At 70.7% G+C, this 14,841-nt stretch carries 9 protein-coding genes and 2 tRNA genes; 7 read left to right on the top strand and 4 right to left on the bottom strand.

What is annotated here, in order from left to right; translation table 11 throughout:
* The first annotated feature begins 15 nt into the window (after window positions 1-15).
* The 5 genes from pal (at window position 16) to AC1DW0_RS13645 (ending at window position 2,410) form a co-directional block, all read left to right on the top strand.
* The gene (gene pal, locus AC1DW0_RS13665; protein ID WP_457322682.1) at window positions 16-552 is read left to right on the top strand and encodes a peptidoglycan-associated lipoprotein Pal; all 537 of its coding nucleotides are present in this window, start codon (window positions 16-18) and stop codon (window positions 550-552) included.
* Window positions 553-557: 5 nt separating this feature from the next.
* Entirely contained in the window at window positions 558-1,337 is a 780-nt protein-coding gene (gene ybgF, locus AC1DW0_RS13660) for a tol-pal system protein YbgF (protein WP_457354137.1), read from the top strand.
* The gene (locus tag AC1DW0_RS13655) at window positions 1,337-2,119 is read left to right on the top strand and encodes a tRNA threonylcarbamoyladenosine dehydratase (RefSeq protein WP_056198965.1); all 783 of its coding nucleotides are present in this window, start codon (window positions 1,337-1,339) and stop codon (window positions 2,117-2,119) included. The genes ybgF and AC1DW0_RS13655 overlap by 1 nt, the downstream gene beginning before the upstream one ends.
* Window positions 2,120-2,186: 67 nt before the next feature.
* A tRNA-Lys gene (locus tag AC1DW0_RS13650) sits at window positions 2,187-2,262 on the top strand.
* A 72-nt stretch (window positions 2,263-2,334) separates the two neighbouring features.
* A tRNA-Lys gene (locus AC1DW0_RS13645) sits at window positions 2,335-2,410 on the top strand.
* Between the two features lie 92 nt (window positions 2,411-2,502).
* On the opposite strand, the gene AC1DW0_RS13640 is transcribed toward AC1DW0_RS13645, so the two are convergent.
* On the bottom strand, window positions 2,503-3,306 hold the full coding sequence (locus AC1DW0_RS13640; protein ID WP_200955295.1) for a glycoside hydrolase family 19 protein: 804 nt from the start codon (window positions 3,304-3,306) through the stop codon (window positions 2,503-2,505).
* Between the two features lie 69 nt (window positions 3,307-3,375).
* Here AC1DW0_RS13640 and AC1DW0_RS13635 point away from each other — a divergent pair, with 69 nt between their 5' ends.
* A complete protein-coding gene (locus AC1DW0_RS13635; protein WP_457322685.1) occupies window positions 3,376-3,552 on the top strand; it encodes a hypothetical protein in 177 nt (58 codons plus the stop codon).
* A 1-nt stretch (window position 3,553) separates the two neighbouring features.
* Here AC1DW0_RS13635 and AC1DW0_RS13630 read toward each other — a convergent pair whose 3' ends face one another.
* Window positions 3,554-4,273, bottom strand: coding sequence for a substrate-binding periplasmic protein (locus tag AC1DW0_RS13630; RefSeq protein WP_162247805.1), 720 nt, complete (start codon window positions 4,271-4,273; stop codon window positions 3,554-3,556).
* A gap of 89 nt (window positions 4,274-4,362) precedes the next feature.
* Window positions 4,363-5,886: a glycine betaine ABC transporter substrate-binding protein gene (locus AC1DW0_RS13625; RefSeq protein ID WP_457354135.1), complete on the bottom strand. Its 1,524-nt coding sequence runs from the start codon at window positions 5,884-5,886 to the stop codon at window positions 4,363-4,365.
* Between the two features lie 130 nt (window positions 5,887-6,016).
* Here AC1DW0_RS13625 and AC1DW0_RS13620 point away from each other — a divergent pair, with 130 nt between their 5' ends.
* Window positions 6,017-6,220 (top strand): hypothetical protein, encoded by a 204-nt coding sequence (locus tag AC1DW0_RS13620; protein WP_056198956.1) that lies wholly within the window; start codon window positions 6,017-6,019, stop codon window positions 6,218-6,220.
* Window positions 6,221-6,275: 55 nt separating this feature from the next.
* Here AC1DW0_RS13620 and AC1DW0_RS13615 read toward each other — a convergent pair whose 3' ends face one another.
* Window positions 6,276-14,777, bottom strand: coding sequence for a GH36-type glycosyl hydrolase domain-containing protein (locus AC1DW0_RS13615; RefSeq protein ID WP_477946384.1), 8,502 nt, complete (start codon window positions 14,775-14,777; stop codon window positions 6,276-6,278).
* Window positions 14,778-14,841 lie beyond the last annotated feature (64 nt).

Here is a 14,841-nt window from a genome sequence, read left to right as displayed (position 1 = left end):
GTGGAGACTATTCGAATGAAACTGACCCGCTATGCGCTCACTTTGATTGCCGCCGCCGCCTTGGCCGGCTGCAGCTCCGCCGTCAAGTTGGACGAGCCCGCGCCGGTCGAGACGCGCCAGCCCACACCGCCCCCGGCGACCCCTGAGCAGCAGCCGACAACCGCGCAGACCGCTGTCCCGACGGTTGACCTGTTCAGCCAGTACACCCAGGAAGTCAACAAGGGCGCCAATCGCGTCGTCTACTTCGACTACGACAGCGACGTCGTCAAGGAAGAGTACCGCCCGCTGGTCGACCTGCATGCCAAGCGCCTGAACGCCAACAAGCGCGCCGCGCTGAACCTCGAAGGCCACACCGACGAGCGTGGCGGCCGCGAGTACAACCTGGCCCTCGGCCAGCGCCGTGCCGAAGCCGTTGCCAAGTCGCTGACGCTGCTGGGCGTCGGTGCGGCCCAGGTCGAAGCCGTCAGCTACGGCAAGGAGCGCCCCGCCGCGCAAGGCAGCGGCGAAGAAGTCTGGGCCAAGAATCGTCGCGTCGAGCTCAAGGACAAGTGAAAGTGATGCGCGCTCTGCGACTGTCGCTGATGACGCTGGCCGCGAGCGCGGCTTTCATGCAGCCCGCAAAGGCGGGCCTGTTCGAGGATGATGAAGCCCGCAAGGCCATCCTCGAGCTGCGTGGCACGGTGAAGGCCAACGAGGACGCTGCCAAGCAGCGTGCCGAACAGCTCAACACGCTGGTTCAGGACCAGCTGCAGCCGCTGCGCCGCAGCATGCTGGACCTGAATGGCCAGATCGATGCGCTGCGCAGCGAGATCGCCAAGCTGCGCGGCGCCAACGAGCAACTCGCCCGCGACCTGGCCGACACGCAGCGCAAGCTGACCGACCAGTCGCAGTCCGTCGAAGCGCGCTTCAAGCCGCTGGAGCCGCAGAAGGTCAGCCTCGATGGCCGCGAATTCCAGGTCAACCCTGACGAGCGCAACCAGTACGAAGCCGCCATCGGCCTCGTGCGCCGTGGCGACTTCGCCGAGGCCGTCGCCGCGCTCAATGCCTTCCTGAAGCGCTACCCCGCCAGCGGCTATACCGACTCGGTGCGCTTCTGGCTCGGCAATGCCCAGTACGGCAAGCGCGACTACAAGGACGCCGTTGCGACCTTCAAAGCTTTCATCGCCGGCAATCCTGACCATCCGCGCGCGGCCGAAGCCCTGCTCGCGCTGGCCAATTGCCAGATCGAGCTGAAGGACAACAAGTCCGCCCGGCGCAGCCTCGACGACCTCATCAAGGCCTATCCCGGCACCGAGGCCGCCCAGGCCGCCAAGGAACGGTTGGCGGCACTGCGTTGATGTCCGCTGATCAGCTGGACGCTGATCTGGAGCGCCGCTTCGGCGGCCTGCGCCGTCTGCACGGCGACGTCGCCTACCAGCGCCTGCGCGCCGCGCGCTTCGCGGTCGTCGGCCTGGGCGGCGTCGGTTCCTGGGCCGTCGAGGCCCTGGCGCGCAGTGGCGCGGCGGAGCTGACGCTGATCGACCTGGACCAGGTTTCCGAATCCAACATCAACCGCCAGATCCAGGCTCTCGGGTCGACCGTCGGTATGGCCAAGGCTGAGGCGCTGAGGCAGCGTATTGCCGACATCCACCCCGGTTGCGCGGTGCACGTCGTCGAGGAATTTGTCGAACCCGAGAATTGGCCCGCGCTGATCGGCGATGCGGAGTTCGACGGGCTCATCGACTGTTGCGACCAGGTCCGCGCCAAGGCCGTGCTGGCTGCCTGGGCCCGTGAGCTTGAGCTGCCTTTCGTCACCGTCGGCGCCGCCGGCGGCAAGCGCGAGCCGCATCGCGTGGAGCTCGACGACCTCAGCGCCACGACTCACGATCCGCTGCTGGCGTCGCTGCGCCAGCGCCTGCGCAAGCACCACGGTGCGGCGCGTGCCGGGAAGATGGGTGTCGCCTGCGTGTACTCACGTGAGCCGGTGCATCTGCCGCAGCAAGGTGAGGGCGAAGCCTGTGATGTTGATGGCAGCCTGAACTGCCATGGTTACGGCTCCAGCGTCACCGTCACGGCGACCTTTGGCCTGTGCGCGGCAGCCGAGTTGCAGCGCCTGCATCTGAGTCGAAAACCGGGCTGACGGCAATTCGAGGATTTCTTGCGGAGCCTCTAAAAACCTGCCTATAATGGCGGGCTCTGCTTGACACGGGACGTTAGCTCAGTCGGTAGAGCAGCGGACTTTTAATCCGTTGGTCGCAGGTTCGAATCCTGCACGTCCCACCAGAATTTAGAGCGATGATTCGACGGAATCAACGCTACAATCTTTGGCTCAGCTAAGTCCGCTTAGTTGAATCAGGGCTCTTAGCTCAGTTGGTAGAGCAGCGGACTCTTAATCCGTAGGTCGAGTGTTCGAGTCACTCAGGGCCCACCAAAATTTAAGAAGCAAAAAGGCACTTGGCGAACCGCCAAGTGCCTTTTTTGCGTTTGGGCGTGGCGTCGGGAGACGTCGCAGCAGCGCGAGGTTCAGAGCCCCAGCAGGGCCTTGGCGCGCGCCAGATGCTCCAGGCGATCGTCCAGCCCGTTGTAGCCGCCATTGATCCGCTTGGTGACAGCCTTGGCGTCGTCGGCTTCGGCGAGCGGGCCGATGCCACGCGTCTTCCAGAACCAGCAGGCCACATCGACGCAGGCGAACGGGTCCTGGGCCAGCTGCGTGGGGTCGCTGATGTAATCGGTGCCGGTGAACTTGCTGTAGTCCCGGTAGTTGTTGCGACCGGTGAGCTGGATCAGCCCGCGGCCCTTGAAGCGTGGGCCGTCGCCGGGCTCCGTGTTGCCGAGATCGGTGCGGCCGTCATAGGCGTTGCCGCTGGCCAGTTCCTCGGAATAGAGCAGCGAGCCGGACTCGTGTGCGAGCTGGGCGATGAAGTGGGCGATCTGCCGCGGCGTGTCGATGCCATAGCGTGTCATGCCCTTCACCAGCGGCTCGAAGTAGAGGTCGATGCGCTTTTGCATGGCCCGTGGCATCACGATGCCGAGCTTCTCCTTGGTCGCGCCGGGAGGCAGGCCCGCCAGCAACCGCGTCATCGTGGCGTCGCCCGGTGTCACCAGGCCATCCGACTCCGGCAGGCCCATGGCCTGGGTCTCGAAGGCACGGATCGCGTCGATGGTGTTGGGGCCGATCTGCCCGTCCACCCCCAACTGCTTGAGCGCTGCGCCGCTCCAGGCCTCGCTGTTCATGTTGAGCAGGACCTGGACGATGCGGACATCGGCGACATCGTTGCGGGCACCCAGCCCGACGCTCTTGGCAATGCACATGGCAACGGCTCCCATCAGGAAGAAGAGGTGTCGACCTTATGCGCCCGCCGCCGCCAGCGAATCCCCAATCAGGATGAGACAGCGATGGCCCGCACCTGCCGGTCCCACCAGGGCGTGTCGCCAATCTCCGCGCGCGGGTGGTCGATGAAGAGCCTGGTTTTGGTGGCGTGGCTGCGGCCGGGCAGGCGCACCGCGTGGATGCGCCAGGCGGGCAAGGGTTGGCAGTGGCTGCCGCTGGACTACAGCAGCCAGGTGCGCTGAATCAGGGCAAAGGCCGGATGCTGACGCCCAGGCTGCCGGCCGGGTGGGCCTCGTTGAAGAGCTGCCACACGCGCCCGTTGCGTGCCATCTGGCCGAAAGCCTGGCGCAGCAGGCGCCGGTCGGCTTCGACGAGGCCGCGGCGTGACAGATACAGGCCGCTGGCGTGCCAGCCCAGTTCCTCCAGCGGCTCGACACGCAGGCGCTTCAGCAACGGCGTCAGCTCGGGCTCATTGACCAGCGTGCCGACCAGGATGGACGCCGTCATGACGCTGGCCTGGGCCAGGCCCTGGCGCAGAGCGCGGGCGACGCCGGTGGGGTCGGCCTCCTCGACGAGGCGCTGGCGCTGGCGCAGCGTTGCGATGGCACCGTCATAGGCCGGACCGAAAGAGAAGCCGCGCACGACGACGAGCTTGTAGTCCGGCTGGGCCAGCAGCTCGGCCAGCGAGCGCGGCACGGGCGTGTCGGCGTCCAGGGTCAGCAGGCTGGCCCGCACCTGGATCAGTGGCACGAACTCGCCCACGGCATCACGTGCGGGATTTGATGAGGCCGGCATGAGGATGTCGGCCTGACCAGCGTCGAACATCGTCTGCAGCCGCGCCCGTGGCACCTTGTGGATATTGAACTGGCAGGGCGCGCTGGCCGCCACTTCGCGCAGCAGCGTCGGATAGATGCCCTGGGCGCGCCCGTCCTCGAAGCTGACGCTCAGGCCGATAGGGGCCATGGGTACGTTGAGGGGGCGCGAGCAGCCGGCCTCGGCGGTCATTGCCACCAGCCAGCCCAATAGCCACAAGCCCGATCGCACCCTTGCGTTCATGCCCCTCGATCCCGAGATTCTTGTGGCCCATTGTGCGCGACCCGGCGTTCCAGCGCATCAAACAGCAGTTGCACGATGACGGCCAGGGCCGCGGCGGGCAGGGCGCCGGCCAACATCAGCTTGCTGTCGTTGACGGCCAGGCCCGCGACGATGCGCTCGCCCAGGCCGCCCGCGCCGACGAAGGCCGCGACGGTGGCCGTGCCGACGTTGGTGACCGCTGCCGTCTTCACCCCTGCCATCAGCGTCGGCAGGGCCAGTGGCAGCTCAATGGCGCGCAGCGTCTGGCCGCGGGTCAGGCCCAGCGCCAAGGCGGCATGGGTCAGCCCGCCAGACACGGCCTGCAGCCCGGCATGGGTGTTGCGCACGATGGGCAGCAGCGCATAGACGAACAGCGCCAGCAGGGCCGGCACGAAGCCGATGCGGCCAACCAGGGCAATCAAGAAAGCCAGCAGGGCGAGCGAAGGCAGGGTCTGCAGCAGGCCCGCCACGGCCATGACGGGCGCCGCCAGCCGCGGCAGGCGATGCGCCGCAATGCCCAGGGGCACGGCCACGGCCACGGCCAGCGCGAGCGAGGCCAGCACCAGGGCCAGATGCTGGGCGAGCAGCTTGGGCAGATCGGGTGCAAACAGTCGGTCCATCAAGCCCTGGTGTCCCGTGCCGCCCGAGTCTGACCGCAGGAAGCCGTGCGCCACGTCGGCAAAGGGCCGGCCGTCCAGCTCGGCGGCGGCGTTCAGGCGGGTCATTTCGGCTTCGGGCAGGCGGCCGGCCAGGCCCTGCAACGGCTTGTCGTCGACCGCCGCCCGCATCAGCAGCACCGCGTCGTAGCGCGGGAAGAAGCCGCGGTCATCGCGCAGCACCCGCACGGGCTGGCGGGCGAGCTGGGCGTCGGTGGTGTAGACGTCGATGAGGTCGACCTGGCCATTGGCGAGGGCTTGATACGCCAGGCCGTGGTCCAGGCCGGCGCCGGGTTGCAGCTTCAGGCCATAGGCGCGCTGCAGCGCCGGCCAGCCGTCGGCCCGGGCCAGGAACTCGTGCGACAGGCCAGCCTTGAGTGCCGGCGGTGCCTTGGCGGCAAGCTCCGAGATCGTCGTGATGCCCAGCCGCGCCGCGTCGGCCTCGCGCAGGGCCAGGGCATAGCTGTTGTTGAAGCCCAGTGGTACGCCGGCCTTCAGGCCCAGCGGCTTCAGCCACGCGTTGATCTGCGCCAGCGGTGCCTGCGCATCCGCAGATGACTCGCGCTTGAGCAACTCGCGCACGATGGTGCCGGTGTACTCCGGGTAGAGATCGATCTGGCCTTGCTGCAGGGCCGCGGCCAGGATGGCGGTATTGCCCAGGCCCTGGCGGTGTTCAGCGGCGACACCCTGACCGACCAAGGTCTGCGTGACGATCTCGCCCAGCAGATAACTCTCGGTGAAGCGCTTGGAGCCGACTTGCAGCGCCGCTGGCGCGGCCTGCGCCATGCCGGCAAACCACGCGGTTAGCAGGGTCAACAACCAAAGTGCTTGCCGGCTGGTGCTCATTGCCGCATGGTGCCTCATGGCATGCGTCGCAATGTCAGACAAGGCCTACACGCGGGCCCCTTCGTGTCCGAATGCAACGAAGCCAGGTTCTCTCTACAGTTGAAGGCATCGTTTTCAGAGGAGGTCATCCATGTCTCGCGCCACCGATCATCTGCTGCGTCAGCACCTGGACAGCCTGGGCGTTCACCTGCGCCAGTGCCGCACGCTGTCAGACCGCAAGCAGCGCATGCTGTGCTCGCTGGAATTCCTGGACAGCGCCATCGGCGACCGGCTGTTCACGACCGTCGTCCTGGGTAGCGTCCTCATGGCCGTGGTGTTGAGCTTGGTCGTCTGATCCTCCCCTGATTCGCTACGGCGGCCCCTTTCGGGGCCGCTTGCTTTTTGGGGCTTCAGAACGCTGCCGCCGGTTCCGGCCTGCGGGCCGGCAGGGCATCGGTGACTGGCACCCAAAGCTGCAGGTCGCCGTCGACCTCCCCGAGCGCCAGCGTCGATCCTGGCACCAGGGTGCGGTAGCCGGCGGGCGGCGCGGTGCCGGCGCCCGTCGGGGCACGCTGCAGCAGCAAGTCGATACGCCGACCCTGGTGCACCAGCCGCAGCCGCGCCTCGGGCCAGTGGGGCGGCAGGCAGGGCTGCACGCGCAGCAGGCCATCGGCCAGCTTGACGCCGCACAGCGACTCGACCGCCGCGCGCAGCAGCCAGCCGGCGGCGCCCGTGTACCAGCTCCAGCCACCGCGGCCGGCGTGCGGCGCGGCGGCTTCGATATCACCGGCCACGGCGAAGGGCTCCAGCCCATAGGCCGCGCCGTGCGCGCCGCGGTGGGCCGGGCTGATGGCCGTGAAGGCCGCCCAGGCGCGCTCGGCCTGACCGAGCTTGGCGCTGGCCATCAGGGCCCAGGTGGCGGCGTGGTTGTACTGGCCGCCGTTCTCGCGCACGCCGCCGGGGTAGGCCTGGATGTAGCCCGCCGGTGGCTGGTGATGCTGCAGCGGCGGCCACAGCAGGCGTAGCAGGTGGGCATCGCGGTCATGCAGCTCGCGCCAGGCGCTGTCCAGGGCCAGGCGGGCGCGGTCGGCCTCGGTGACGCCGGTCAGCACGGCCCAGGCCTGCACGATGAGGTCGATGCGGCATTCGCTGTCGTCATGGGTGCCGAGGACGCTGCCGTCATCGAACCAGCCGCGGCGGTACCAGCGGCCGTCCCAGGCCTCGGCGTCCAGGGCCTTGGCCAGCTTGTCGCGCGCCTGGCGCCAGCGCGCCGCGCGGGCCTGCTCGCCGCGGGCGATGGCCAGCGGGTGCAGGGCGTCGATGACGGCGCACAGGAAGAAGCCCATCCACACCGACTCGCCCTTGCCCTCGGCGCCGACGCGGTTCATGCCGTCGTTCCAGTCGCCGGTACCGAACAGCGGCAGGCCATGGACGCCGACGGGCAGGCTGACATCGATGGAGCGCGCGGCGTGCTCGTAGATGCTGGCCTGCTCGTCGCTGATGGCCGGCACCTCGTAGATGTCCTCGGCGCCCTCGGGCACGGGGCGGCCCTGCAGGAAGGGCAGCATCTCGTCGGCCAGCGACGTATCGGCGGTGCGCTCGACGTACAAGGCCAGCGCCAGCGCCAGCCACAGCCGGTCGTCCGCGAAATGCGTGCGCACGCCGGCACCGGCCGGCTCATGCCACCAGTGCTGCACGTCGCCGGGCGGGAACTGGTGGGCTGCGTGGCGGCGAATCTGCGCGGCCAGGCGCTCGGGTGCGTGCTGCACCAGGGACATGGCGTCCTGCAGCTGGTCGCGGAAGCCGAAGGCGCCGCCCGCCTGGTAGAAGCCGGCGCGCGCCCAGATGCGGCAGCCCAGCACTTGGGCCGGCAGCCAATGGTTCACCAGCGCGTCGAAGGCGGGGTCGGGCGTGGCCACCTGAACGGGCGCGCTCAAGGCCCGCCAGACCTCGCGCTGGGCGGCCAGCCGGCGCAGTGGGTCGGCCGCCCAGGCGTTGGCGGCCTGCTCGCGGGCCGCGGGCAGGCTCTGCGCATGGCCGAGCAGCACCGTGCCATGCCAGGCGTGGCCGGCTTCCAGTCGGATCGGCACCGCGAGCAGGGCAGCCGGGTCGGTGGCAGCACCGGCCTGGCCATCCAGCGCGTGCGGCATGACGAGGCGGCCTTCGTCGTCGAACAGCAGGCGGCGGTCGCCGCTGGCCTCAATGGCGGCCGTCCACGGGTGCGGCCGGTTCAGGTCGGGCGTGAAGCCGGCGTCCGCGGGCCAGGGCCACAGGGCCTGATCGCTGGCCAGGCTGTTGATCTGGTCGGCCGTCGCATCGCCCTCGCGGGTCGGGCGCAGTGCCATCCAGGCCGTGTGGCCGCCGAAGCCATTGAGCCCATCGGCCTGCGTGGCCAGGGCCAGCAGCGGACCATCACCCTGGGGCGGTTCCAGTCGCGTCACGACACTGCGGCGCGCACCACTGTCCATGCCCAGCTGCCACTGCGCGGCGGCCAGCAGCCGCAGCAGGCGCGGCGGGCGGCCGGGCGCCGCGTGCAACTCCACCTGGCATTGCTTGACGGCGGTTGTTGCGTCTACTGTCCAGCGCAGGCGCACCACCATGCCTGGCAGCTGGAAAGCCATGGCCGTAGCTCCTGGCAGGTGGGACACGTTCTGGTGCGGGCTGGCGCGGCCGAGCAGCCAGGCCTTGCCGCTGGACAGGCAGTGCAGGATCAGCCATTCGCCGGGCGAGTCCAGCAGCGCGTCGTTGGACCAGGGCGTGATCTGGTGCAGCCGGCTGTTGCCGGCCCAGGCCATGCCGGCACCGCGCTCGGACACCTGGCAGCCGAAGTTCTCGTTGGCGATGACGTTGATCCACGGCCGCGCCGGCTGGCTTTGCTCGGTCAGCTCGAAGCGGCAGGCACCGCTGTCGGCCTCGAAGTCGCTGTCTGGCGCCTCGGCGCCGGGCGGGGCGGCGAGGGCGGACACCAGCGTCGCGCCGGCGCCGCGCCGGGCCTTGGCGGCTTGCTCGTGGCTCTGGCCCAGGCGCTCGAGCTGCTGGGCCAGCGGCCGGCCATCGGCGAACCAGCGCACGCGCGCCAGCATGTTGAGGGCAAAGCGCGTGTCCGGCCCCACGGTCTCGTCCGACAGCACATGCACGCGGCAGCGCCCATGGGTTTGCTGCTCGGCCAGCGACCGCAACGCGCGCGACACCGGCGCCAGATAGGACGGCGGCTCGGCGTCCAATACGACGACGTCCACTGGCAGCGGGCTGCCCTGGGCCTGCAACAGCGCGCACAGCTCGCGCACCATGATGACGCCGGTGGGATCGGCCACGCGCATCAGGATGATGGGGTCGTCCCCCGAGATGCCATGGCGCCACAGCGCATCGCGCTCGTAGCCGGTCTCGGGCAGGGGCAGGTTCTCGCGTGCGGCCTGCGAGGTCAGCAGGGTCTGCAGCGTGAGGCCGGCCCGCCAGGCGCCCGGCGCGAGGCTGGCGCCTTGGGTGCGCACGCCGGCCATGGTGTGGGCCAGCGTCAGCGCACGCTCGACGAGGGCCGGCTGACGCAGCTTGTCCAGCAAGTGGCTGAGCGTCTGCGGCTCGCGAGCGGCGGCGGTGGCCAGCGTCAGCGTCACGCTGGCACCGGGCGGCAGCTGCAGCACCAGGTGCAGCAGCGAGATCGGGTCGTTGCCGGTGTCCAGCATGCCAGACGCGGTGTTGAGGCCGGTCACATCGGTGCCCAGCAGCGCTTGCACGCCGGCATGCGCAATGACGCCGCCGGGCTGACCGGGCATGCCGCCGCGGGCCAGCCAATGGGCACGGTCGGCACCGGCGCGCACACGGTCCAGCCGCGCGCCGCCCTCGAGCTCCACGCCCACCAGCGCATGCACCGCGTGCAGGGGCGCCTCGTTGGGACTGCGCGGCAGGCGCTGCCAGTTCAGGGCCTGCTGGCCCGGTTCCCAACGTGCCTGCAGGAAGAGCTTGCCGAAAGCCGGGTGGGCCAGGTCGGCCTTGGCCGGCGCCAGCACGGGCTCGAAGCTGGATACCAGCGCCAGGCGGCGCGGCCGGTGGGCGAGGTTGCGCAGCGTGATGCGGCGCAGCTCGACGTCGTCCTCGACGGCCACCCAGGCCTCGGTGTGGGCGTGCAACTCCTCGCCCTCGGCCGTGAACTGCGCGCTGGCGGGGTGCAGGCGGCAGCCATAGCGCCACTGCGGGCCGGGCGTGGGCCGCAGCGTGAGCGACCGCCAGGGGCTGGACTCGGGCGCGCCGTTCCAGTGCAGGTCCAGGTCGCGCAGATGCAGGTGGTGGCCGAGCAGGTCCTGCGGCAGATCGTCGCGCCAGCGGCTCACCAACACCAGTGAACCCGGCTCGCCCCAGACCAGCGTGCCGCCGCCATGCTCGCGCACCATCGCGCTGAGGCGCCCATGGCCCAGCCAGGCGGTGGCGGGTAGGGCGCGGCCATGCAGCTCGGGCACGACCAGCGAGATGCGGGCGCGGCGCGGTGCGCTTCGAGTGGGCTGCGGCGGCGGTTCGCGCAGTGGCGCCACCTTGTGCGGCGCGCGCTCGTGCAGCAGCCAGCGCACGGCGCACAAGCGCGGCTCGGCGTCAGCCCAGCGCTGCGGCGCGCCGCCGCACAGCACCTCGGTCAGCGCGACGAGTGACATGCCGTGGTGGTGGGCCATCGTCGTGCCGATGCGCTGGAAGCGACGCCCTTGCTGGGGTGTCTCGCTGGTGGCTTCGGGCTGGCGGCCGACTGTGTAGTCCAGCGCCTCCATGAAGCCGCCCTCATGGCGGGCACCCAGGGCCTGCAGCGCGCGCAGGTTGGCGACGGCCGCGCGCGGCATCACCATGGTTGCCATCAGGCTGGCATAGGGTGCGATGACGATCTCTTCCGCCGGCGTGTCGCGCAGCGCCAGGCTGGCCACGCCCTGCGGGCCGTACTGGTAGGCCAGGCTCCGGTCGCGCTTGGCATAGGCGCTCTCGGACACGCCCCAGGGCAGGCCGGCCGCACGCCCGGCGCGGATCTGCTCCATGACGGCCGCGCGAGCGGCTTCCGCAAGCGCGCTGCCGGTGGGCTCGTCCAGCACCAGCGAGGGCATCAGCATCTCGAACATCGAGCCCGACCAGCTCTTCAGCCCGGTGACGCGGCCACGCGAGAAGAAGGGCCGGCCGAGCGCGCCCCAGTGCGCCGGCGGGATGTCGCCCTTGGCGATGGCCACCAGGCTGGCCAGCCGAGCTTCGGAGGCGAGCAGGTCGTAGTGGTTCTGGTCCAGCCGCTCGGTGCCGGGCTCGGAGCCTTGCGCCGCGACGGCGCCGATGTGCAGCAGGTGGCGCTGCGGGTCGTAGAGCCAGCTGAAGTCGTGGGCCAGCGCAAGGGCGCGCGCCCGCATGGCGACGGCGTTCAGCGCCTCGGCCACGGCCGGCGGCGGCGGCATGCCCTCGCCCCCGCGCGCAAAGCCCTCGCAGGCCGCCGCGACCACCAGCAGATGGGCGCAGAGGTTGCCGCTGTCCACGCTGGAGATGTAGGGCGGCTCCAGCACGCCCAGGCGCTGGGTGTCGATCCAGTTGTAGAAGTGGCCGCGGTGGCGGGGCAGCTTGTCCAGCGTGTCCAGCGTGCGGCCGATGCGCTCGGCCAGGCCGACGTCATGCAGCCAGCCGAACTCGCGCGCGCAGCAGGCCGACAGCAGGTACAGGCCGATATTGGTGGGCGACGTGCGGTGGGCGACGGCGATGTCGGGGTCGAACTGAACGTTGTCGGGCGGCAGATCGTTGTCGTCCTTGGTGACCCAGCGCTCGAACCAGCGCCAGGTGTCGCGGGCGACGCTGAGCAGGTACTGGCGCTCGTCGTCGGTGATGGCCTCGCGGCGCGGCCGGGCGCGTGGCCGGCTGGCCAGGCCTATCCACAGCGGCGTCAGTGCCCAGGCCAGCAGCAGCGGCAGGGCCTGGTCCCAGTCGACGGGGCGGCCGATCAGGGCCGGCGTCATCAGCAGCAAGGCCAGCGCGCCGGTGGCAAAGGTGACATGCTTGTGCTGGCGCCACAGCGAGCGCCAGTCGGTGCGCGCCGCGGCTTCCGCCGCGTCGGCGGTGGTCCATTCCAGCAGATGCTGATGGCTGACACGCTGGCGCCACAGCGCGCGCACGATGGCGTCGATGCTGAGCCAGCTTGCCGCCGGAAGCAGTGCGATGTGCCAGACGATGCCGCCGATGGCGCGCCCGAGTTCAATGGCCGCCTGCCGGTAAAAGCGCGGCAGCGAGATGCGGTCGCCCGAGGGCGCGCAGGCCGCCAGGGCGCCCATCAACGGCCCGGCGCCGAAGGTGGCAGCCACCAGCCCCAGTGCCCACGCCGGCGCCAGGCCCAGGCCCATCCACGACGCGACCAGCAGCAGCAGGGCGGCCGGGGCGACGAGGGAGCGGCGCAGGTTGTCCAGCATCTTCCAGATGTGGATGCCGTGCAGGCCCCAGCGGCGCGGGTGGCCGAGGAAGGGCAGCAGCTGCCAGTCACCGCGCGTCCAGCGGTGGATGCGCGAGGCTGCCACGTCGGCATGCATGGGGGCGGGCTCCACCAGCACCACGTCGCTGACGCCGGCGCAGCGCATCAGCGAGCCTTCCAGCAGGTCGTGGCTGAGCACCTGGCCCTCGGGCATGCGGTGGGCCAGTACCTGCGCTGCGGCCTGCACGTCGATCAGTCCCTTGCCGGCGGCGCTGCCTTCGTCGAACAGGTCCTGGTAGACCTCGGAGCTGGCGGCGCTGTAGGGGTCCAGCCCCGGCTGGCCGGCGAACAGGCTGTGGAACCAGGTGCCATGCACCGTGGAGCTGCCGGCGGCTGTGGCCAGCGGCGTGGCGACGCGTGGCTGCAGCATGCCGTGGCCGCGCACGACGGTGACGGCGCCGCTGGATGTGCGGCTCAACCGTGGGCGGTTCAGCGGGTGGGCGGCGATGGCGACCAGCTCGCGCAGCGCGCCGGGGGGCAGGGCGTTGTCGGCATCCAGCGTGATGATGTGGCGGATGTCCGGTGCGGGCGTGGACAGCTCGCCCAGGTCGACAAAGCGGTCAGGCAGCAGCTCGGGCGGCTGACCGGCCAGCAGGGCGGCCAATGCCTCGGTCTTGCCGCGCTTGCGCTCCCAGCCGATCCAGCGCTGCTCGGTCTCGCTCCAGCGCCGCTCGCGGTGCAGCAGCAGGAAACGCGGCCGGCCCTCGCAGGCCGTGCCGTGGCGCTGGTTCAACGCCTCGATGCCGGCGCGCGCCTGGGCGAGCAGGCCCGCGTCCTGGGGCTGGTGCTCGGCCTTGGCATCGGTCCAGTCGCTGAGCAGCGCGAACTGCGCCTCGTCTTCCAGGTTGGCCAGGTGGTGGCGCTCCAGCTGGGCGAGCAGGGTCGCGATGCCCTTGGACCGCGTCAGCATGCAGGGAATGACAACCAGGCTGCGCGCCCCGGCCGGAATGCCGTGATGCCAGGTCAGGCGCGGCAGCTGCGCCGGCGCTGCGGACTCGCTGATGAGGCGGTTGGCCAGCGCGACCACGGCCTCGCTGGCCGGCAGCAGCGACAGCAGCACGGCCGCCACCACCATGGGCCAGCCGGCGCCCGGGGGCAGGCCCAGCAGCAGCAACGTCAGCTCGGCCAGGATCAGCAACCCTGCCAGGCTGGTCAGATAGAGGGCGACACTGTGGCGGTGCAGCCCGGCGGCAAAGCGCTCGCCAGCGGTAGGCTTGAGGCGAAGTTCGCTCAGCAGGCGTTCGCGGCCGGGGCCGGACAGCCAGTACAGCGGGGCGCGCTCTTCTGCGTCCTCGGCCCAGGCGGGGTCGTTGCAAAGCAGGCGCAGCACCTGGGCCACGTCGGCCTCGGGTACGTTGTGGCGCTCGGTCAGGGCCTCGATGGCGTGCATGGCCATGTCGCGCGTGGCCTCGTGCTCCTGGCGGTAGACGGCAATGTGGCCCAGGGCGCGCAGCGTCGGGTGCACAGCCTCGAACAGTCCGGCCCAGTTGGCCGCGCCGAGGTTGCGCAGGCTGCTGATGGCGTTGCGGATGCTCTGGTGGTCGGCCGCGCTCTCGGCCTGCTCGCTGGCCTGCGCAGCGGCGGGGTCGGGCAGCGCCTCGGCCAGCCAGGCGTGCACGGCCGCCCAGGACGAGTCATCGGAGTCACGCTGCTCGGCTTGGCCCAGGGCGCGGTCGGTCAGCCGCTCGTGCAGGCGCAGGGCCAGGGCCGTGATGGCAGGGTCGCGCGGCCAGGCCGATTGCCATTGCTGCAGCTGGTTGCGCACCGCTGCCGCGTCCAGCTGCGGCAGCGCCTCGAACAGGTGCTGGGCGGCGCGGCGCGCCAGATGACGCCAGGCGGCGCGCTCGGCCAGGCGGCGCAGGTTCTCCACCAGCACGACGCGCAGCGTGGACGGCAGGGCCCACAGCTCGCGCAATGTCAGCGCCTCGGCCTCGTGGTGGCCGGCCAGGAAGTGGTGCAGCAGGGCCAGGTCCAGCGAGCTGTCTGCGTGGGCCACCCAGGCCCAGGCGACGCCATAGATGCGCGGCAGGCCCTGAAGCGGTTCGTCGGCCAGCCGGGGCAGGCGCTGGAAGTAGCTGCGCGGCAGGTCGTGCAGCACCTCGTCGAGCTGCTGCTGCACGATGCGGGCGTTGTCCAGCAGCCAGGCGTGGGCGGGGTCGATGTCGGCCTGCAGGCCTTCCTCGGACAGCACGCTCAGGGCGGCGGCCCAGACCTGCAGATTGCTGCGCAGCCGCGGCGAGAAGGGGCGGGGCTGCTGGCGCGGGTCGTCCACCCGCTGGGCCGCGGCCAGGCTGCGGCCATGTTCGGCAAAGCGGTCGGCACCGAACTGCACGGCCCGCACCGGGGCAGCGGCCGCTTCGGCGCCGCCGGCGAGGCGCAGGAAGGCTTGTGCAGCGCCGGTGGGCGTCAGGTCATGCGGCGGGTGTTGCGGCGGTGCGGACATGCTCCGACTTTGGGTGCCGGCGCGCCGCCGGCACAGCAGCATGCGTCGCGTGTCTCTGTCAGCG

This window comes from Roseateles sp. P4_D2, assembly GCF_056401875.1.
This window is presented reverse-complemented; position numbering and strand designations above follow the sequence as displayed.

Bases quoted from the DNA above. Each gene is read 5' to 3' on its own strand.
- AC1DW0_RS13655 (WP_056198965.1), top strand. From the start codon at position 1,337: ATGTCCGCTGATCAGCTGGACGCTGATCTGGAGCGCCGCTTCGGCGGC.
- pal (WP_457322682.1), top strand. From the start codon at position 16: ATGAAACTGACCCGCTATGCGCTCACTTTGATTGCCGCCGCCGCCTTG.
- AC1DW0_RS13620 (WP_056198956.1), top strand. From the start codon at position 6,017: ATGTCTCGCGCCACCGATCATCTGCTGCGTCAGCACCTGGACAGCCTG.
- AC1DW0_RS13630 (WP_162247805.1), bottom strand. From the start codon at position 4,273: ATGGCCCCTATCGGCCTGAGCGTCAGCTTCGAGGACGGGCGCGCCCAG.
- AC1DW0_RS13635 (WP_457322685.1), top strand. From the start codon at position 3,376: ATGGCCCGCACCTGCCGGTCCCACCAGGGCGTGTCGCCAATCTCCGCG.
- AC1DW0_RS13625 (WP_457354135.1), bottom strand. From the start codon at position 5,886: ATGAGCACCAGCCGGCAAGCACTTTGGTTGTTGACCCTGCTAACCGCG.
- AC1DW0_RS13640 (WP_200955295.1), bottom strand. From the start codon at position 3,306: ATGGGAGCCGTTGCCATGTGCATTGCCAAGAGCGTCGGGCTGGGTGCC.
- AC1DW0_RS13615 (WP_477946384.1), bottom strand. From the start codon at position 14,777: ATGTCCGCACCGCCGCAACACCCGCCGCATGACCTGACGCCCACCGGC.
- ybgF (WP_457354137.1), top strand. From the start codon at position 558: ATGCGCGCTCTGCGACTGTCGCTGATGACGCTGGCCGCGAGCGCGGCT.